Annotated in this window: 16 protein-coding genes and 1 tRNA gene; 10 read left to right on the top strand and 7 right to left on the bottom strand. The window is 67.4% G+C overall.

The window, feature by feature from the left end; genetic code table 11:
* The first annotated feature begins 3 nt into the window (after nucleotides 1-3).
* Complete coding sequence (locus tag ACFQGD_RS18630) at nucleotides 4-417, top strand: TIGR03668 family PPOX class F420-dependent oxidoreductase (protein ID WP_345393349.1); 414 nt, start codon at nucleotides 4-6, stop codon at nucleotides 415-417.
* Here the strand turns inward: ACFQGD_RS18630 and mptB are convergent.
* On the bottom strand, nucleotides 380-2,038 hold the full coding sequence (gene mptB / locus ACFQGD_RS18625; RefSeq protein ID WP_345393352.1) for a polyprenol phosphomannose-dependent alpha 1,6 mannosyltransferase MptB: 1,659 nt from the start codon (nucleotides 2,036-2,038) through the stop codon (nucleotides 380-382). The two genes, ACFQGD_RS18630 and mptB, sit on opposite strands and share 38 nt — an antisense overlap.
* 192 nt (nucleotides 2,039-2,230) lie before the next feature.
* On the opposite strand from mptB, the gene ACFQGD_RS18620 reads away from it, so the two are divergent.
* Entirely contained in the window at nucleotides 2,231-3,220 is a 990-nt protein-coding gene (locus tag ACFQGD_RS18620) for a malate dehydrogenase (protein ID WP_345393355.1), read from the top strand.
* Nucleotides 3,221-3,337: 117 nt separating this feature from the next.
* On the opposite strand, the gene ACFQGD_RS18615 is transcribed toward ACFQGD_RS18620, so the two are convergent.
* Both ACFQGD_RS18615 and ACFQGD_RS18610 read right to left on the bottom strand, forming a co-directional pair.
* The gene (locus tag ACFQGD_RS18615) at nucleotides 3,338-4,036 is read right to left on the bottom strand and encodes a histidine phosphatase family protein (RefSeq protein WP_345393358.1); all 699 of its coding nucleotides are present in this window, start codon (nucleotides 4,034-4,036) and stop codon (nucleotides 3,338-3,340) included.
* 139 nt (nucleotides 4,037-4,175) lie between these two features.
* Nucleotides 4,176-5,012 (bottom strand): undecaprenyl-diphosphate phosphatase, encoded by an 837-nt coding sequence (locus ACFQGD_RS18610; protein ID WP_345393361.1) that lies wholly within the window; start codon nucleotides 5,010-5,012, stop codon nucleotides 4,176-4,178.
* A gap of 213 nt (nucleotides 5,013-5,225) precedes the next feature.
* Between ACFQGD_RS18610 and ACFQGD_RS18605 the strand changes: the two genes are divergently transcribed.
* The 3 genes from ACFQGD_RS18605 to ACFQGD_RS18595 are packed head-to-tail and all read left to right on the top strand — an operon-like array spanning nucleotide 5,226 to nucleotide 7,476.
* Complete coding sequence (locus ACFQGD_RS18605) at nucleotides 5,226-6,203, top strand: aldo/keto reductase (RefSeq protein ID WP_345393364.1); 978 nt, start codon at nucleotides 5,226-5,228, stop codon at nucleotides 6,201-6,203.
* A gap of 17 nt (nucleotides 6,204-6,220) precedes the next feature.
* Entirely contained in the window at nucleotides 6,221-7,219 is a 999-nt protein-coding gene (locus ACFQGD_RS18600; RefSeq protein WP_345393367.1) for a YncE family protein, read from the top strand.
* A complete protein-coding gene (locus ACFQGD_RS18595; protein ID WP_231104717.1) occupies nucleotides 7,216-7,476 on the top strand; it encodes a DUF5703 family protein in 261 nt (86 codons plus the stop codon). Before ACFQGD_RS18600 ends, ACFQGD_RS18595 begins: the two co-directional genes overlap by 4 nt.
* On the opposite strand, the gene ACFQGD_RS18590 is transcribed toward ACFQGD_RS18595, so the two are convergent.
* From ACFQGD_RS18590 to ACFQGD_RS18580, 3 genes are all read right to left on the bottom strand, one after another.
* A complete protein-coding gene (locus ACFQGD_RS18590; RefSeq protein WP_345393370.1) occupies nucleotides 7,469-8,419 on the bottom strand; it encodes an alpha/beta fold hydrolase in 951 nt (316 codons plus the stop codon). The two genes, ACFQGD_RS18595 and ACFQGD_RS18590, sit on opposite strands and share 8 nt — an antisense overlap.
* Entirely contained in the window at nucleotides 8,416-9,756 is a 1,341-nt protein-coding gene (locus ACFQGD_RS18585; RefSeq protein ID WP_345393373.1) for a M20/M25/M40 family metallo-hydrolase, read from the bottom strand. Before ACFQGD_RS18585 ends, ACFQGD_RS18590 begins: the two co-directional genes overlap by 4 nt.
* A gap of 373 nt (nucleotides 9,757-10,129) precedes the next feature.
* A complete protein-coding gene (locus ACFQGD_RS18580) occupies nucleotides 10,130-10,327 on the bottom strand; it encodes a hypothetical protein (protein WP_345393379.1) in 198 nt (65 codons plus the stop codon).
* 270 nt (nucleotides 10,328-10,597) lie between these two features.
* Here ACFQGD_RS18580 and ACFQGD_RS18575 point away from each other — a divergent pair.
* The 3 genes from ACFQGD_RS18575 (at nucleotide 10,598) to ACFQGD_RS18565 (ending at nucleotide 12,327) form a co-directional block, all read left to right on the top strand.
* Nucleotides 10,598-10,684: transfer RNA gene (locus ACFQGD_RS18575), tRNA-Leu, on the top strand.
* Between the two features lie 159 nt (nucleotides 10,685-10,843).
* Entirely contained in the window at nucleotides 10,844-11,314 is a 471-nt protein-coding gene (locus tag ACFQGD_RS18570; protein ID WP_345393381.1) for a hypothetical protein, read from the top strand.
* A complete protein-coding gene (locus tag ACFQGD_RS18565) occupies nucleotides 11,311-12,327 on the top strand; it encodes a tyrosine-type recombinase/integrase (RefSeq protein ID WP_345393384.1) in 1,017 nt (338 codons plus the stop codon). The genes ACFQGD_RS18570 and ACFQGD_RS18565 overlap by 4 nt, the downstream gene beginning before the upstream one ends.
* 29 nt (nucleotides 12,328-12,356) lie before the next feature.
* On the opposite strand, the gene ACFQGD_RS18560 is transcribed toward ACFQGD_RS18565, so the two are convergent.
* Nucleotides 12,357-13,208: a hypothetical protein gene (locus tag ACFQGD_RS18560; protein ID WP_345393387.1), complete on the bottom strand. Its 852-nt coding sequence runs from the start codon at nucleotides 13,206-13,208 to the stop codon at nucleotides 12,357-12,359.
* A 434-nt stretch (nucleotides 13,209-13,642) separates the two neighbouring features.
* On the opposite strand from ACFQGD_RS18560, the gene ACFQGD_RS18555 reads away from it, so the two are divergent.
* Both ACFQGD_RS18555 and ACFQGD_RS18550 read left to right on the top strand, forming a co-directional pair.
* A complete protein-coding gene (locus tag ACFQGD_RS18555; RefSeq protein WP_345393390.1) occupies nucleotides 13,643-14,404 on the top strand; it encodes a hypothetical protein in 762 nt (253 codons plus the stop codon).
* A 594-nt stretch (nucleotides 14,405-14,998) separates the two neighbouring features.
* Entirely contained in the window at nucleotides 14,999-17,563 is a 2,565-nt protein-coding gene (locus ACFQGD_RS18550; RefSeq protein ID WP_345393393.1) for an NACHT domain-containing protein, read from the top strand.
* Nucleotides 17,564-18,003 lie beyond the last annotated feature (440 nt).

Genomic DNA, 18,003 nt, shown 5'->3' with positions numbered 1-18,003 from the left:
GCCGTGCGGCTCGACAGCGCGCGAGCGCGGCTGCTGTTCGCCGAGGCGGCGGCGGCGCGACTGGCCACCGCCGACGCCGAGGCGGTGCCGCACATCGTGCCGGTCACCTTCGCGGTGGACGGCGACGTCATCGTGTTCGCCGTGGACCACAAGCCGAAGACGACGACCGCGCTGCGTCGGCTGCGCAACATCGCGGCCAACCCAGCCGTGAGCCTGCTGGTGGATCACTACGAGGACGACTGGACCCGGCTGTGGTGGGCGCGGGCGGATGGGCACGCCGAGGTGCACGACGAGGACGCGTCCGCCGTGGCGCTGCTGACCGCGAAGTATCCGGCCTACGCCGAGCGGCCGCCAGAGGGACCGGTGGTGCGGATCGACGTCACCCGGTGGAGCGGCTGGTCGGCTGCCCCGAGTTGACCGTCACCGGCTCCGCGGGGCCGACCGGGACGTCGTTGGGGACGTCGTCGGCGGGCGCGGGTTCCTCGCGGCCGGTGAACGCACGCACGATGCCCAGCGGGTCGGGCCGCAGCAGGCACCAGGCCGCGTAGCCGCTGACCAGGAATACCGCCACCATCGACGGGTCGTGGAGCGCCTGCTCCCCTGTCGGGTAGTACACCAGCACCAGGAACACCGACACGCCGACGACGATGGCGAGGTGCCTCACCTGCCAGGCGAAGCAGGCGGCGATGACGAAACCCCAGGTGAAGTACCACGGCAGCGTGGGGGGCGCGAGCATCGCGGTCGCGATGAGCGTGACGGCGAGGTGGTAGACCGCCGTCGTCCCCCCGTTCCGGGCTTTCCACCACTGCCAGATGCCGAAGCCCGCGAGCACTACCCACCCGGCACCACGGGCGCCCGTGATGAACGGCGACTGCGTCACCGGCGTGAACAGGTTCGTGATGACGTGTGTCAGCTGGCCGATGCCGGTCGGGAAGTTCAGCCAGTTCTTGATCAGCTGCGGGCCTTCCAACCCGCCGAGCCAGCCGAGGTTGACCGAGCCGAGCGCGGCGAACGTCCCCGCCACGTAGACCGCGACGAACACCGACACGGACGCGGTGCCCGCGCGGAGGAAGTTGGCCAGTTTGCCGCGGGTCTCCGGTAGGTGGTTGGTCCAGATCCAGACGATGAACGGCAGCGCGATCGCCGCCGTCGGTTTGATCAGCATCGCCACGGTGCCGACGACGATGGCGAGTACGTGCTTGCGTTCCAGCGCCAGCAGCACGCCGAGCAGTAGCGGGCCGAGCATCAGCAGTTCGTTGTGCGGCCCGCCGATCAGGTGGATGACCGTCATCGGGCTGGCGACGGCCAGCCACATCGTGATCGCGGGATTGCCGCCGAGATGCCGCACCAGCCGGGTGAGCGCCCACACCAGCAGCGCCAGGCCCGGCAGTAGCGCGATCCGGGTGACGATGACCCCCGCGATCGGATTGTCCCCGGTCAGCGTCACGATGCCTTTCGCGAACGCCAGGAACACCGGCCCGTACGGCGACGGGGTGCTCTGCCACGCCGAGTACACGTTCTCCACGATCGTGGGGATCTCGGTGAGGACGTTGGGCGCGTTGGTGTACGGGTCGTGGTCGTAGAGCAGCGCGCCTTGGGCCAGGTACGCGAAGACGTCGCGGGTGAACAGCGGCGGCGCGAACAGTAGCGGCGCCATCCAGCAGCCTGCCGCCACCAGTACCGGCCGGACTCCGACGCGGTGCATGAGCACGTAGCGGCCTAGCCGTACCCACGCCCACACCACCAGGCCGAACCCGATGTACAGCACGGCGGTGGCGAGGTTGCGGCCGTGTCCGTAGCGAAGCCAGGACCACTGGCCGGTCCCGATCACCGGGTCGGAGACGAGGATGCCGCCCGCGCCGATCGATGCGGCGAGCATCAGCACCGCACCAATGGTGCCCAGCGCGATCGTGCGACGCGGAAACGGCGAGGACACCGCGCCATCCCCTGTCGCGAATCGCCGCCAGCGCGGTGTCGTGGCGGATGCTCGGCTCAACGGCCGAGCGGGCACGGTGTCGGGGCTGGTAGAGGTGTCCATGTCACCGACAAAGGCTACACACCCGACAGATCCACCTCAGCGCGAACCAACGCTGGACCAGCGGGTGAGGTCGAGCGTGCGCACGTACGACCGAATGCGTGACGGAAACCATGCCTACACACTCTTTCCTCCCGAGAATGGGGGGATAGCATCCTTCTCCGACGCCATCTGTCCCCGAGCAGGAGAAACGCAATGACCCACGCTCCCGTCAACGTCACCGTCACCGGCGCTGCCGGTCAGATTGGCTACGCGCTGCTGTTCCGCATCGCGTCCGGCCAGCTGCTCGGTACGGACACGCCAGTCAAGCTGCGCCTGCTGGAGATCCCACAGGCCGTCAAGGCCGCGGAGGGCACGGCGCTGGAACTGCAGGACGGCGCGTTCCCGCTGCTCGCTGGCGTTGACATCTTCGACGACGCCAAACAGGCCTTCGAGGGCACGAACGTGGCGCTGCTGGTCGGCGCACGCCCGAGGACGAAGGGCATGGAGCGCGGCGACCTGCTCGAAGCCAACGGCGGCATCTTCAAGCCGCAGGGTGAGGCGATCAACGCGGGCGCAGCGGACGACATCAAGGTTCTCGTCGTAGGCAACCCCGCCAACACCAACGCGCTCATCGCACAGGCACACGCGCCCGACGTGCCCGCCGAGCGGTTCACCGCGATGACCCGCCTGGACCACAACCGGGCGCTCGCGCAGCTCGCGGGCAAGCTCGGCGTCTCGGTCGCCGACATCAAGAAGCTCACGATCTGGGGTAACCACTCCGCCACGCAGTACCCGGACATCTTCCACGCCGAGGTCAACGGCAAGAACGCCGCCGAAGCCGTGAACGACCAGAACTGGCTGGAGAACGAGTTCATCCCGCGCGTGGCCAAGCGCGGCGCGGAGATCATCGAGGCGCGGGGCGCGTCTTCGGCGGCGTCGGCGGCGTCCGCCGCGATCGACCATGTCCACGACTGGGTCAATGGCACCCCCGCCGGGGACTGGACGTCGATGGCGATCCCGTCCGACGGTTCTTACGGGGTTCCAGAGGGCCTGATCGCGTCGTTCCCGGTCACCTGCTCGGGTGGTTCCTACGAGATCGTGCAGGGCTTGGAGATCAACGACTTCTCCCGCGCCAAGATCGACGCCTCGGTGCAGGAGCTCTCCGATGAGCGCGAGGCGGTGCGCAAGCTCGGCTTGGTCTGACCGCGTGCTCTGATCACACTGTCGGCAGGTCGTGGGACGCCGAAGGTGGCTTTTGGTATGCGTTGTGTACCGAAAGCCACCTTCGGCTCGCTGGAGCGGGGCGTTCGGCGTCGGGCGTCAGGCCCCGGTCGTGCCCCCGACGGGGTTGTCGGAGCTGGGCTTCTCCGCGCCGCTCTCCTGCTGCTTGGGCACGATCTCGCCAAGGTCTCCCCCGCTGTCGTTGAGGCGCAACAGCATCGGCCGCAGCTCCGTGTAGCGCACCACCGACATCGAGCCGGGATCGACGACGATGCGCTGGAAGGCGTCTAGATGCTGGCCGAGGGCATCCGCCAGCACGGACTTGATCACGTCGCCGTGGCTGCACAGCAACCACACCGCCGTCTCGCCGTGCTCGGCGGTGATGCGCCGGTCGTGCCTGCGCACGGCGGCGACCGCACGCGCCTGCACCTCGGCGAGCCCTTCGCCGTCAGGGAACACCGCACCAGACGGGTGTGTCTGCACCACCCGCCACAGCGGCTCGTCGACCAGCTCGCTGAGCTCCTTGCCCGTCCACGAGCCGTAGTCCACCTCGGCCAGGTCGTCTTCCACGACCGGCTCGACGCCGGTGGCGTGTACCAGCGGGGCGAGCGTCTGCTCGCAGCGCAGCAGCGGGGAGCGCACCAGCCCGGCCAGAGGTACGGCGGCAAGACGCCCCACCAGGTCGGCAGCCTGGGCCCGACCGGTCTCGTCCAGCTCGATGCCGGGCGTACGGCCCGCGAGGGTTTTCGCACCATTGGCGATCGAGCGCGCGTGCCGCAGTAAGATCACCGTTCCCACGGCCTCAGCGTAAACGCGGTACCGCCTCGCACACAGTGTGCTCGGACACGCAACCGCCGTGTCCCACACTCACGACGCCGTGTCCTGCGCTCCGAACGTTGTGTTCGTCACTCACGACGCTGTGTGGCGCGTTCCCGGCTCAGCTCGCCGGGCCTGCCTGCGGGTCGAGGACGCCCGTGAACACCAGCGCCAGCAGCACCGTGCCGAGCACGATCCGATAGATCACGAACGGCATGAAGCTGCGGCGGCGGATGTAGGACATCAGCCACGCGATGATGGCGTAGCCGACGATGAACGAGATCATCGTCGCCAGCAGCGTCGGTCCCCACGCGGGCGACGCCCCATTGCCGATGTCCTTCAGCTCGTAAATCCCGGAACCGAGCACGGCGGGCACGGCGAGCAGAAAGGCGTACTCGGCGGCGTCCGGGCGCTTGTAGCCGAGCGCGAGACCCGCGGTGATGGTGCCGCCGGAACGGGACACCCCAGGGACAAGCGCGAGGGACTGCGCGAGGCCGTAGCCGAGGCCGTGCGGCACGTTCAGGTGATCCAGATCGCGGTACTTGCGGCCGTAGTGATCCGCCAGCGCGAGCAGGATGCCGAACACGATCAGCACCGTCGCGGTCAGCCGCAGGTCGCGGAATGCCGACTTGATGTATTCCTGGAACAGCAGTCCGAGAATCACGATCGGCAGCGTGCCGACGATGATCAGCCAGCCCATGCGCGCCTCGGGGTGGTGCCGGTATTCCGGCTTGTACAGCGAGAAGAACCACGCGGTGAGGACGTTACCGATCTTCTTGCCGAAGTACAGAATCACCGCCAGCTCGGTGCCGATTTGCGTGACGGCGGTGAACGCCGCGCCCGGGTCCTCCCAACCGGCGAACGCCGCCGTGATCCGCACGTGTGCGCTCGACGAGATCGGCAGGAACTCGGTCAGCCCCTGCACGATGCCGAGTACGACGGCTTCCAGCCAGCCCATGTTCGGTGATCCCGCCCTTTCGTGTCATTACGTTGCCCACACTCGGGGCGGCTAGCATCCGGCCCCTTCGATCGGGTGACTTTATCCAGCGATGATCACGGGTTCCTGCCGGGGTCACTCCCCGCGCTGTCCGGCTCTGCCCACCGCGCGGACGTGCGACACCGTGCACCTCGTGCGGCGCTGCCGCGCGCGGCACGGGTAATCTCGGCGCCCATGGAGCAGCGACGGCTTGGGGGCTCGGGACTGCGAGTGTCCCGACTGGCGCTCGGCACGATGACCTGGGGCGAGGACACCGACGCCGAGGAGGCGGCCAACCAGCTCGTCGCGTTCATCGACGCGGGCGGCACACTGGTCGACACCGCCGACGTCTACCAGGATGGCGAGAGCGAACGGGTGCTTGGCTCGCTGCTCGGTGACTTGGTCCCCCGCGAGGACATCGTGCTCGCCACGAAGGCGGTCGCGCGGCGCACCGAGGGGCCGTTCGGCGGCGGAGCGTCGCGAGGCGCGCTGCTGACCGCGCTGGACGGCTCGCTGCGTCGGCTCGGCGTCGACCACATCGACCTGTGGCAGCTGCACGCCTGGGATGAGCGCGTACCAATCGAGGAAACACTCGCCGCGTTGGACACCGCCGTGAGCTCGGGCAAGGTGCGCTATGTCGGGGTGTCGAACTACACCGGCTGGCAGCTCGCCACCGCCGCGTCGCGGCAGCGCCACGCCTCGCCCACGAACCCGATCGTGTCCATCCAGTCGGAGTACTCGCTGCTGGAGCGCGGCATCGAACGCGAAGTCGTGCCCGCCGCCGAGCACCACGGCGTCGGCGTGCTGCCCTGGGCACCGCTCGGCAGGGGCGTGCTGACCGGCAAGTACCGCAACAGCACCCCGGCCGACTCGCGCGGTGCGTCGTCGCACTACGCGCCCTACGTCGAGCACCATCGCACCGAGCGGGCGTCGCGGATCGTGAAAGCGGTCGTCACCGCCGCCGAAGGCCTGGGCTCGTCGCCGTTGGCGGTGGCGCTGGCGTGGGTGCGCGACCAACCCGGCGTGACGGCGCCGGTCGTGGGCGCGCGCGACACCGCGCAGCTCACCGGCTCGCTAGCGGCGGAGGAGATCACGCTGCCCGCGGAGATCAAGGGTGCGTTGGACGATGTCAGCGCGCTGGAGCTGGGCTATCCGGAGCGCAGGCTCGGATGAGGGGCGCGTCCAACGCAGTGAAAGCGTCTTTCGCCGCGGCTGTCCTGCTGCTGGTCACCGCGTGCAGCGACGACGGCGCGCCGAGGGATGAACTCCAGCTCGTGGAGAACCCCACGGCCGCGTCCCCGGCCAGTTCTCCGGAGCAGGAGGACACGCCCGACGGCAGGCTGCTGGATGTCGATGGCGACGTCACCTGCGTCGCGGTCAATCAGGGCACTCTCGCGGCGGCGGTGACAGGGGACGACGGCGACACCGAGGTCCTGTTCTACCGCTTGGCCCAGCCCACCAAGGCGCCGAAACGGGTTGACGTCGACGGCCCGGTGGAGCGGCTGACGGTTAGTGACGACCAGTTCGCCGCGACCGTGCCCAGCGAGAACACGGTGTTGTACCTGACGCTGGGCGGTGTCGTCGGGAAGACGTCGATCGGCGGTGCGCCGACGTCGATCGCGGAGCTGGACGGCACGACGCTGGTCGGGCTGCGCAAGGCGAAGGCGGTCGCTGTTCTGGAGCATGAGCAGCAGACCTCGCGGACGTCGGGTGAGCTGGCGAGCGCGGATCAGGTGCTGGTCAGCAGCGGGGGTGCCGCCGTGGTGCTGGACCGGCTGCGCAGTGCGCTGTTCGAGGTGCAAACCGGCGAGGCCGATATCGGGCTCGGGCTAAGGGCTGGACAGGGTGCCACGAACGCCGTCACGGATGCCTACAACCGCGTGCTGGTGGTCGACACGCGTGAGGAGTACCTGCTGGCGTTCTCGCTCGATCCGCTGGTGTTGCGGCAGCGCTATCCGGTGCCAGGCGGTCCGTATGGCATCGCCTACGACCCGAAGCAGGACCTCGCGTGGGTGACGTTGACGGCGCGGAACGAGGTCGTGGCCTTCGACGTCGCGGGCGGCGAACCTGAAGAAGCCGCTCGATTTTCCACGGTTCGGCAGCCGAATGCGGTTACGACGGACCCAACGACCGGTACCGTAGTGGTTGCCTCTGGAGACGGTGAAGGAATACAGGTGATCGAACCGTGAACAGCACCGAGGCGGTGGCCGACGAGGATTCTCTAACCGATGGCGGGTCGGTGGTCGACGAGAAGTGGGAGTACCGCCCGCTGCGTCTTCCACCGGGTATCTCCCGGCCCTCCGCGGCCACGCAGCTCGCCATCCACGCCGAGTTTTCCGGGTGGGAACTGTCGACCGTGCGACTGTACGCCGACGGTACCCGCAGGGTGTGGCTCCGCCGACGGTACCGACCAACACCAACAGGGCTGCCCGGGGTAATCACCTAGCCTCTCGCAGCCGCCGCTGAACCGCGTGCACCACGGCGGTGACACGCGGCAAGATCAGCGCGGGCGCTTCCAGCGGCACCAGATGTCCCGTGCCCGGCAACACGAACGTCGTGGCGTCCGCGATCCCGTCCAGCAGCGCGGCGACTTGCTGCTCCGGCACGAGCCGATCCCGCTCGCCCGCCACCCCGATCACCGGTGTCCCCTCGGGTAGGGACAGCCGGGCGCGTCGCACGTAGTCGTCCAGCGCCGTCCGGAACAGCGCCATCGTCTTCGGCCAGTGGTGCCGGATCATCCGTAGCGTCAACAGGACGTCGTCCTGGCGCGGATCATCACCGAACAATGACCAGCGCATCGACGTCACCATCGCCTTGTGGGAGCGGTCGGTGACGAAGTCGACTAACGCGGGGCCGAGTAACGACTCCAGGTCCCACATCAATTTGTTGATCACGGCCGGGATGCGAGACGTCGATGACTCGACGGCGAGTCCGGTGGCCGCGCGCGCCTCTGCCGCTCGCTCCCCCGAGCCGGTGGCGAGCAGCACAAGGCCCGCGACCTTGGGCGGGACGTCGTCGGTGGGTTCGAACAGTTCCGGGTGTCGTTCCCGCAGGGCCAGCGCGGTGAGTCCGCCCATGCTGTGCCCGACGACCACGACGGAACCGACCGCGAGCTGCTCGATCAGTTCCGCGAGGTCGTCTCCCAGTTGCTCCACCGTCGCGGTGTGTGAGGTGGCCGTCGACGACGCGCCGTGTCCGCGCTGGTCGTAGGCCACGACCTGGACAGGGTGTTCGACGGCGGCGGGCAGATCAGCGACCAGGTACTGCCAGCAACGGTGGTCGAGGGCGTAGCCGTGGACGAACACGACCGTGACGTCCGCGGCGGGCGGGCCGTCGCGGACCACGTGGAGCGCGGTGCCGTCAGACAGCCGCACGGTGTCGTCGCTCAAGAGCTACGGAGGAACCGGTCGAGCACTCTGGTGCCGAACTTGAGGGCGTCGACGGGGACACGCTCGTCGACGCCGTGGAACAGGGCGGCGAAGTCCAGATCGGGTGGCAGGCGCAGCGGGCAGAAGCCGAAGCTGCGAATGCCGAGCTTGTCGAACGCCTTGGCGTCGGTGCCGCCGGAGAGCATGTACGGCAGCGTGTGCGCGTCGGGATCCTCGGCGAGCAGCGAGGTGCGCATCGCGTCCACCAAGGCGCCGTCGAAGGTGGTCTCGACGGGTGGCAACTCCAGCCACTCGCGCTCGATGTCCGGGCCGAGGATCTCGTCCAGTTCGGCGTTGAACGCCGCCATCCGGCCCGGGAGGATGCGGCAGTCGACGGTGGCCTCGGCCACCGAGGGGATGACGTTGGCCTTGTAGCCAGCGTCGAGCATCGTGGGGGTGGCGGTGTCGCGCAGGGTCGCGCCCACGAGGCGGGCGATGCCACCCAGCTTGGCGACGGCGCCGTCGAGGTCATCCTCGGGGAACTCCAGCCCGGTGAGCTCGCTCACCCCGGCGAAGAACTCCCGCACGCTGTCGGTGAGTACGAGCGGGAACTGGTGATTGCCCAGTTTGGCGACCGCCTCGGCCAACTTGGTGACGGCGTTGTCGTTGTTGATCATCGAACCGTGGCCCGCCGTGCCACGCACCCGCAGCTTCATCCAGCGGATACCCTTCTCGGCGGTCTCGATGAGGTAGGCGCGGACGTCCTCGGACAGCGCTAACGAGAAGCCGCCGACCTCGCTGATGGCCTCGGTCGCGCCCTCGAACAACTCCGGGCGGTGGGTGACGAGCCACTGCGCGCCGTACTGGCCGCCAGCCTCCTCATCGGCGAGGAACGCGAAGATCAGCTCGCGAGGCGGCATGATGTTGTTGCGTTTGTAGTGGCGCGCGAGGGCCAGGGTCATGCCGAGCATGTCCTTCATGTCGACCGCTCCCCTGCCCCAGACATAGCCGTCCCGAATGGCGCCGGAGAACGGGTGCACCGACCACTCCGAAGCGTCGGCGGGGACGACGTCGAGATGCCCGTGGATCAGCAGTGCGTCCCTGGTCGGATCGGCTCCCGGCAGCCGTGCGATGACGTTGTGCCGGTCCTTGGCACCGGACTCGACGTAGTCGATCTCGTAGCCGACCTCGGTGAGCTTCGCCGCGACGTACTCCGCGGCGGCCCGCTCGCCGACCACCGTGTCCGGGTCGCCGGTGTTGGTGGTGTCGATCTGGATCAGCTCGCTGACCAGCGTCACCGCCTCCTCGGCGACGGCGGCGATGTCCGGGCTGGGTGTGGTGTCTGGGTGCTCGGTCACAGACGTCTTCCTACCATTAAGCCGGGGCTCGATGGAGTACCTGGACGATGCTGGTGTCGGCTGGCGTTGGCGTGGGAAGGATCTTTCAACCGGCTGCGCCCAAAGTTGCGGTTACGTGTCGACGCTTACGTGCTGCACACTGATGACCTCGCGTCCTTCATGCACGGTGACCGTGTACCAGATTGTCACCGCGTCACCAGGGAGGTGCAGTTCATAGGCACCCGGCAGCGGGTCATCATCAGGAAAAGGGGTGGCGAGAGTCGGGACTGGTTCGTCCAGCAAGTGGAAGATGGTCCGCTGTACCGTCCATCGCAGCGGCTGCGGTAAGGCCTCAATCTCATCCCAAGACGCGCCGGGGAAGCGGACGAGGCGATCACTCATTGATTCCCCACGCTGACGCCAGTTCCTCACGAGTGAAGGTCGGCGCGCCATCGCCTGGACCATCATCGACGTGAGCACGGCGCTTGGCGACGCTCCGTCCGACCTCGCGCCGTAGTCTCCTGACTTCGGCCTTCAACGCATCCAGCTCGGCACGGGGGATGGTGATCATGTCAGACGATTCGATGCCCACACTTACCTCCCTCAGTTCGGTCTCGCTGGCTTCGAGTCTAGACCGCCGAGTCGAGCCGGACGGGTTCCGCCGCACCCGTGACTGCCTCAACCTCCGTTTGGCCGCCACCCCTCTGGCGCTATTACCGTCGGCGGAGTTGGCCGCAGAGCACGAACGACGGTGGGCGCCGCTGCCGTGGCAGTCAGTAAACGGGTGGCACCCCGGGTGCAAGGGGTTCTGGCGATCAGATACGCTGTGAGCCAGCAACAACAAAGCGAGTCAACAAAGCGAGTCCGAGTGGCGGAATGGCAGACGCGCTAGCTTGAGGTGCTAGTGCCCGTAAAGGGCGTGGGGGTTCAAGTCCCCCCTCGGACACCAGTTTTGGTGAACCATCACCACTTGCGTGCGCCGTCACTCCACTCCCACGAGTGACGGCGGTACTCGATCGACAGAAGCAGGGCTACGTGCCGTAGCCCTGCGCGGTGTGCGCCGACCGGGTGCGGTTGCGATGCGGCAATCGAGCGCGACGATAACGACATGGCCGACCTTCGCTCGCCCCCGCGAGAACGCTTGATCGCGGCGCTGGTGCCGGACACGGCCGCGCGGAGGCCGCCACCCGCGCGGCTGCCGACGCTGCCCGCGTCACCCCTGCCGGACCGGACGGGGCCGGAGCTGCTCATCGAGACGTCCCGCATTGATCGCGCCGGCCGGGTCCATGCCCGCGCGCTGCTGCGCGCGCTCGGCTGGCAGCCAGGTCAGCGGCTGGCGCTGGACACGGTCGGCGGCATGATCGTGCTCGCCCCCGATGAGCTGGGCTGGTACCGCATCGATGGCCGCTGCGGCGTGACGCTGCCCGCCGCGGCCCGCCGGATGTGCGGCATCGACCCCGGCCCGCCGCTGGTGCTCGCCGCCGCCGTGGCCGACCAACTGCTCGTGGTCCACCCCGTCGGGACCGTCGCACGCCTGCTGGCCGGCCACTACCGCGACCTGATCGGTGCGCGGGCGTGACCGCCGACGCGTCGCGGGTCGCCGCCGCCCGCCGAGCGCTGGCCCAGCTCGGCGTCACCGTCGCCGACCTGCACGCCACTGACGACCGTGCCCCGTGCCCGGTCCCGACGCTGGCCGACTACCTGCCGGCCGTGCGCGCCGCGGCCGGCCCTGGCGCGAACCGCACCTACGGCAGCTACTGGGACCGCATGCTCACCGTGTGGGGCACCCGCCGCCTGGATGAGATCGCCGCCAGCGACATCGAAGCGATGCAGCACGCCGTGGCCGCCACCGCACGCTTGCGGCGCAACAGCCGCCATGGCCGCCACGCCGGTGAACACGTCATCGCCGCCGCCCGCGCGATCTACACGCGCGCCATCGCCGACGAACTGCTCGCCCCGGGCACCAGCCCGGCGCACCGGGTCACCAAACCCCGCCGGCTGCCCAGCACCCGACGCGCGCTGACCCCGTTCGAACTCAACCAGATCAACACCGTCACCCGCGCCACCGGCAACGACGTCGTCCTCGACGCGCTGCTGCTGCGCCTGCACACCGAGACCGCCTGCCGCCGCGGCGGCGCCCTCGCCCTGCGCCTGGGCGGCCTCGACACCGACCACTGCCTGATCCGCCTCGAGGAGAAGGGCGGCACCGTCCGCTGGCAACCCGTCAGCCCTGTGCTGGCGACGAGCCTGGCCGAGCACGCCGCCTGCCGTGGCGCGGTCCATCCCGCCGATCCGCTGCTGCGCTACCGGGACGGGCGCGCGCTCACCAGCCGTCGCTACGATCACCTCTGGGCCCGACTCGGCCGCCACCTGCCGTGGGTCGCCGCCCAGGGCATCACGACCCACTGGCTGCGTCACACCACCCTGACCTGGGTCGAGCGCCACTTCGGCTACGGCATCGCCCGCGCCTACGCCGGCCACACCGACAAGACCGGCCCGCCCACGACCACCTACATCAAAGCCGACCTCGAAGCCGTCGCCACCGCCCTCGCGGCCCTGACCGGACACCCCCACCCACTGGCCCGCCCGTAACTGCCCTCCACCGGGCAAAGCGCCAGCCATCACTCGACCTGATGACGGACGAAACCGATGCCAGCCTGCTGCACGCACCATCGGGCTTCAGCGGCCGTTAGCCGATCTGGACCCGCATACAACACGTCGACGAGCTGATCGATGTCGGCGCACCGATCCGGCCAGGTGGACAGCTCTGGATAGCCCCCGATATCCCAATGGCGGTGACCGGAGTCGGCGAGCACGATCCGCAGCGCAGCGACGGTGCCTGGCCAGGCGGGGGTGAGCCACCACTGTTGGCTGGTTCCCGCGATCGCCTTGAGGTACAAGGCCGCACGGAGGCCGTACGTCTCGGTGACGTACGCAAACGTGTCCAGCTCCTGCGCGACGTGGTCGTCGAGCTCGTCGAAGAACTCGCCGGTTGCTTCGGCAACGGTATGCCCACACGGCAACACACGCCGAACCAGCGCCACATGCAGGGGGCCGAGCAACTCCTCGACCAACAGATCGGCGTCATCGAACTCGTCAAGATCCTCTGAGGCGAGCGCATCGGCATCGGCCACGGTGTCGTGGACGGCGAGCGGCGCACTGGACGTTGGCCGTGGAACAGAGACGTCGAGGGCGTTGGCGAGGAACGTCATGAGGAATTCCCGCACCACGCGCGTCGTCGCGGCGTTGGTGCGCATCATTTCGCCATCACTGAGCGGGCACCAATCCGAGGCATGGGCATCCTCCAACGGGCTGTTGCGCCACGCGTGCAACACGATGCCCACCGAGGCAAGGTCCAGTAACTCGGACAGGGAGCGCGCGGGCGCGGGCTGGCCCAATACCCACCGCACCGCATCCTCCAGGGTCGGTACCCTGCTGCCCACCGCGTCGCCTTCCCCGCTCGCCTTGTCCACGGCTCCCCTCCTGCTCACAGGCTTTTCGACGGTAACACGCTGCACGGCCAATGGTCTTCGTGCTAAAGGCGCGCTGCCTGGATTTTTGAGCTGTCGTGGCAGCCCAACTCCGCCCTCCCGAGTGCAATTCATAATCGACCAGGAACGAACCCTGGCAGCCGAGGGTGAACCACAGCTAACCCGAAGCGCGGGAATGACCCGCCTGCGGGGTCGCTTGAGCTGCCGTCATTCACCTGCCAGGTGGTGACGTGGATTCGCTGCGACTACGTCGGCGTCGGCGAGGAAGACCGGATGGTCAACCAGATGGCTGTAAAAGTTCGTCGAGAGCGCAGCTGGGTTGCCAAGACCGGCTTCGGCAGCGCTTTCGGTGCGGATTCACCAGATTCGCCGTTTCCTATACTGTTTAAACGTGGGTCTTGAGCGGGGATGGGCGCGTGAACGGGATGGACGTCAGCCGACGTGGCGAGCAGTTGTTCGAGCGGTACCTAAATGAGCGGGGCTACCGTTGGGAGCCTCACCCAGATCTTGGCATCGGCAAGCGGCCGGATTACCTTGTTGACGCTGCGGGTGCCCGGATCGTGTGCGAAGTGAAGTCGTTCAACAGCGATGGGCTCTTCTCCGCACCTGGGCTCAAGATCGGTAGCCGATCGATGGACGCCGTTCTCGCGCCTCACCGGGATGACATCAAGAAGGCGGCTAGCCAGTTGAAGCGCCTCAAGGACCGCGGTTGGCCGCTGATGGTGGTCCTGTCGAACCCAGCTGGATACGCCGTCCCGACGGATCCCAGCCTGGTTGCGGCGGCGATGTACGGCGATCCCATCCTGACTGCCCCAGCGTTCGATGACGGCTCCCTCGGTGAGTTCACCATGTCAGGCGGGCAGAACGGTCGGCTACGAATCCATCACACGTACATCAGCGCGGTCGCCGTGCTCCGCCAGACCTCACACGCAGCCGAATGGGCGCGGCGATGGATTGCCGAGAACCACGAACGCTACAGCGACCCGGAATGTCTTGTCGCCGACCTGCTGGCGGCAGAGAAGATCCAGGCACCTGATGGAGGCGATGTCTTCCTTGACGTCATTGAGACGATGAGCGAGTCCGCCACCCCGTTGCCACGAGATGTTTTCGACGGACCGCGGGATAGGCGGTTCGGGCCGAACGCATCTAGGACCGCGATCGTGGAACTCGCCGACTGACGACACAGGCCAAGCAACGTAGTCATCGCATGCGTTTGATGCGTGTTGTCGCCTGATGTGGTCCGATTGTGGAGTGGCGTCGGCAACGGCGGCAAACCGTCCGGTGGTGCACCGAGTTGACTCGGCAGGTCGATCAGATTCTTGCCTGCGACGGGCAAACTGGTAAGGCGCTCACGATCAAATGGTGGTTATCGTTCGGCCACACACGATGACGGGCTTCGGGTGTGCCCTGGGTGCGTAGGTGAGCCGCGATCTGATCACGAGTGGTGGTTGAACGATAGCGCCGAGATCTGGACGACGAGCCCTAAGCTCGGCGCTCGTTGCGCCACGCCGGTTCGGATGCTCGGACCTCGCCGTCCGGTTCGGGATAATGTGACCGTGACCGCCCGCGCTACCAGGCAAGAGCCTGCCGAACATCGTGCACCAACGTCGAGTACGGTTCGGCAGCTTTACGGCACCGCGTTCGCCTGCGGCAAACCAGGATGCGATGCTGACCTCTACTTGGTACACGAGGGCACCGGTCAACAAGTCCTCAACAGTCGTGTCGCGCATATCCACGCGCGTAGGAAAGGCGGTCCTCGCTGGAATCCCAAGATGAGCGAGGCGGAGAACCGCGATGCCAGCAACCTGCTTCTTCTGTGCCTGTTCCACGCCTGGGAGGTCGACGACGTACCTGAGCAGTACCCTGCGGAAGTGCTGCGGGAGTGGAAGCGCGCTCAGTTAGCCAAATACGAGAGTGCCCGCAGAGGGTGGACGATCACCGACGCTGACGCTCGGGAAGCTGTCGCCCCGCCCGATCTGCTCACTGCGATCGAGGCGATAGGCGACGTGGTGCCGTTCAACCCGCGGATGCGGAGTCGTGCGGAGGCATGGCAACTCGCCGTGCGCAGAGGCCATGCCCGGCGGGTGGCTCGCCTGACCCCGCTCGTGAGCTCAGAGCGTCGGGATTCGGTGCTGGCGTGGATGGCAGTACTCGACGCGCCCATCGTCGATGTTCCAGCGGGCCAGGTCCGGGTCCTGGTCGCTCGTCTCGGCGCCGGGAAGTCCGAACAGGCCGACCGGTGGTGGGAGCAAGGATTGTCGGCAGCCGCCCACGATCCTGATACCGATATTCCGCTGTACTTCACCGCTCGCCAGATCGTGACAACCCTGGAACAGGCGGTCGTCGCCGAACTCGGTAATGACCCGGCCCGCTACTGCCGCATAGTGATCGATGACCTCGACAGCGTGCCCACCCAGAAAGCGGATTGCCTACTCTCGGAGGCGCGCCAACTCGTCCAGGTGTGGCCCAAAGTCAGCGTGCTGGCAACCGCGCGCCCAAGGATTGCGGCAACCGCAGAGGAGAAGATCGACGTCGCCCCCTGGCCAGCCGAGCGCGGAGCGAAGCTTGTCGAAGTGGCGACGGGCGAGCAACTCTCCCCGTATTTGCGGGCCACCGAGCCAGACGACCTACTGACGAGCCCGCTCACCGCACTAGCTCTAGCACATCGCGTCCGGACCGGTCGCGACACTCAGGTCTCTCGCGCCCAACTGTTGTCCGAGCTCGCCCCCATGGTGATCCAGTCGCACCACATTGATGTGCCTGATGAAACTTGGTACGACCTGGCCCGGCTCGCCGTCGCACTCCTTGAACGGCCCGAGTCGTCGACCGCTGCCTCGTTTTCCCCGCTGCCTCGCCTGCAGCGCCTCCTCGCGACCGATCTTGTCGTCCAAGACGAGGACACGTTGGCGTTCGCCCTTCCTGTATTCGAGCACTACTTCGGGGCGGAAGCGATCAGGTTCGATTTGGTGAGCCTCAACGAAATAGCTGCGGCCAGCTCCTTTCCGCAGTGGCGGTATGCGCTTGCCTTTGCCGTCGTGCGTGCCACGGCCCCGGAGCAGGAGACGCTGCTGATCAAACTGGCGAGGATCAATCCAGCAGCTGTGTTCTGGATCCTTGACGAGACCGCCGAAACCGCAGAGCGCGAGACACTGGGTGGTCCATCCGATGAGGAACTCGCAGCGCTGATCCAGCGCCGCGCCCCACGCGGCGCCCCGACTGAACCTGACCTGGCGATCCGAGCAGGCTTGTGGCTGCGGGAGGCGGAGCAGGCGCTGCTGACCGGGCTCGGGCCGCTCGCAGAGTCGCTAGTCCGGCACCGCGACGGGAATCCGGTCCAGTGGGGCGTCTGGTTGCAAAGCGGTTATCTCACCCTTGCTCGTGCACGCCACACCGCCGCGCCACCGGACGTCGTCAAGCTGGCCGAAATCCGCCCGAGCCTTGCGGACGGATGGCACCGCGTGACGCAGTTCTGCTTTCCCACCACGGACTTCGGTCGTTGGCTTCTCGCCCAACAGGAACTGCAAGAACAACTCCAGATCGCGATCGAGCGAAAAACCCTGCTGGTGCCGCGCACGTCCTGGCTGGCGCGTGAGCGCACCTACGATCTTGCGGCCTTTGTTCAGGACTTCGCCTCCGCGCGACGTCGACGCCCTATCGTCCTCGCCGAACTTTGCGAGACGGTCGGTTCCCGGTTGGAAAGCGTGAACGCATCCCAACGGTCCACGTGGTGGTCGTCAGCAGGCCGCGACGTCGACTCCGACGACATCCGCTGGCTCTCCACGCAACTTGCTTTGGAGGACAGCGATGCGCTGGAGGCGCCGTGGCCCGATGGCGATCAACCCCACACAGGCAAGTGGATCTGGCAAGCGTACTCACCTGAGCTGACGCTGACCATAGCTACGGCCATCGTGCGCGAAGCCCTCGTCGGTTACCGCCAGCTCGTCGAGCTCAACTTTCCCGCCTTCGGCGATGTCATGGGCCTGTATAGCATGCTGCCCGTGCGCGTCGAAGGACTCGTCGGTAGACCCGCTGATCATGACGACGACACCAGCAGTGTCGAAATGCTTCTCATGCTCCATCCCGACCCGAATCAGCGCAATCCCGATAATCCCATCGTTGACCTGCGTCTTATCACCCCTGACCATGACCGTACCTTCTGGGAGTTCGGCCGGAGTCATCAGAACTCTGCCCGGACCAGGTTCGGGCCGAACCCGTTGCAAGAACTCCAGTTGCCGCTGCACGCCACCTGCCCGGCCACGAGCCTGGCGTACAGGTGGCTGGCCCGCGACCTCGCCGCAGTCGGATGGCTCGAAGACCGCCACCGTGGAGGGACCTGATCTTCAAAAGTCCAGACGGCACCGGGGCACAATGGTGGGACGAGGTGACACTGCGTGTGCCCGCGCGGCACGCTTCAACTATCCCAGCCAGCGGAAGTTCGGTCGACTCCGTGCCTCAATCGCAACTTCTTGCGGCACGTCCCAGGTTGTTGACCCTTGCGTGCAGGCCAGCGTCAAGCGTAACGGGGTACCGTCATACTCACGATGCCACGACGACGCATCCGGATTCCAGGGCGGGGCGAAGCTCGGCTCAAGGGTGTAGTACAACGCCTCGCCCCGCTTGAGCGGCACGGGTGGAACAGCCCGCCCGGTGACATCAGCGCCATCGACTCCCGGCCGAAACCGGTATGGCCCCCAGATGTGCCTGCGGATCTCTTCGATGGATGGCCCGCCCGCGATCTGCGGTCTCCTATCCACGATATCGTCCCGAATAGCGACAG

The sequence above is a fragment of the Haloechinothrix salitolerans genome (assembly GCF_042662605.1).
Taxonomy (GTDB): Bacteria; Actinomycetota; Actinomycetes; order Mycobacteriales; family Pseudonocardiaceae; genus Haloechinothrix_A; species Haloechinothrix_A salitolerans.
Note: the sequence above shows the minus strand (reverse complement) of the source record. Positions and strands in the feature narration are given on the sequence as shown.

What these genes read in the sequence shown, in the direction of transcription:
- mptB (WP_345393352.1), bottom strand. Translation starts at nt 2,038, where the DNA reads ATGGACACCTCTACCAGCCCCGACACCGTGCCCGCTCGGCCGTTGAGC.
- ACFQGD_RS18620 (WP_345393355.1), top strand. Translation starts at nt 2,231, where the DNA reads ATGACCCACGCTCCCGTCAACGTCACCGTCACCGGCGCTGCCGGTCAG.
- ACFQGD_RS18610 (WP_345393361.1), bottom strand. Translation starts at nt 5,012, where the DNA reads ATGGGCTGGCTGGAAGCCGTCGTACTCGGCATCGTGCAGGGGCTGACC.
- ACFQGD_RS18605 (WP_345393364.1), top strand. Translation starts at nt 5,226, where the DNA reads ATGGAGCAGCGACGGCTTGGGGGCTCGGGACTGCGAGTGTCCCGACTG.
- ACFQGD_RS18570 (WP_345393381.1), top strand. Translation starts at nt 10,844, where the DNA reads ATGGCCGACCTTCGCTCGCCCCCGCGAGAACGCTTGATCGCGGCGCTG.
- ACFQGD_RS18550 (WP_345393393.1), top strand. Translation starts at nt 14,999, where the DNA reads ATGAGCGAGGCGGAGAACCGCGATGCCAGCAACCTGCTTCTTCTGTGC.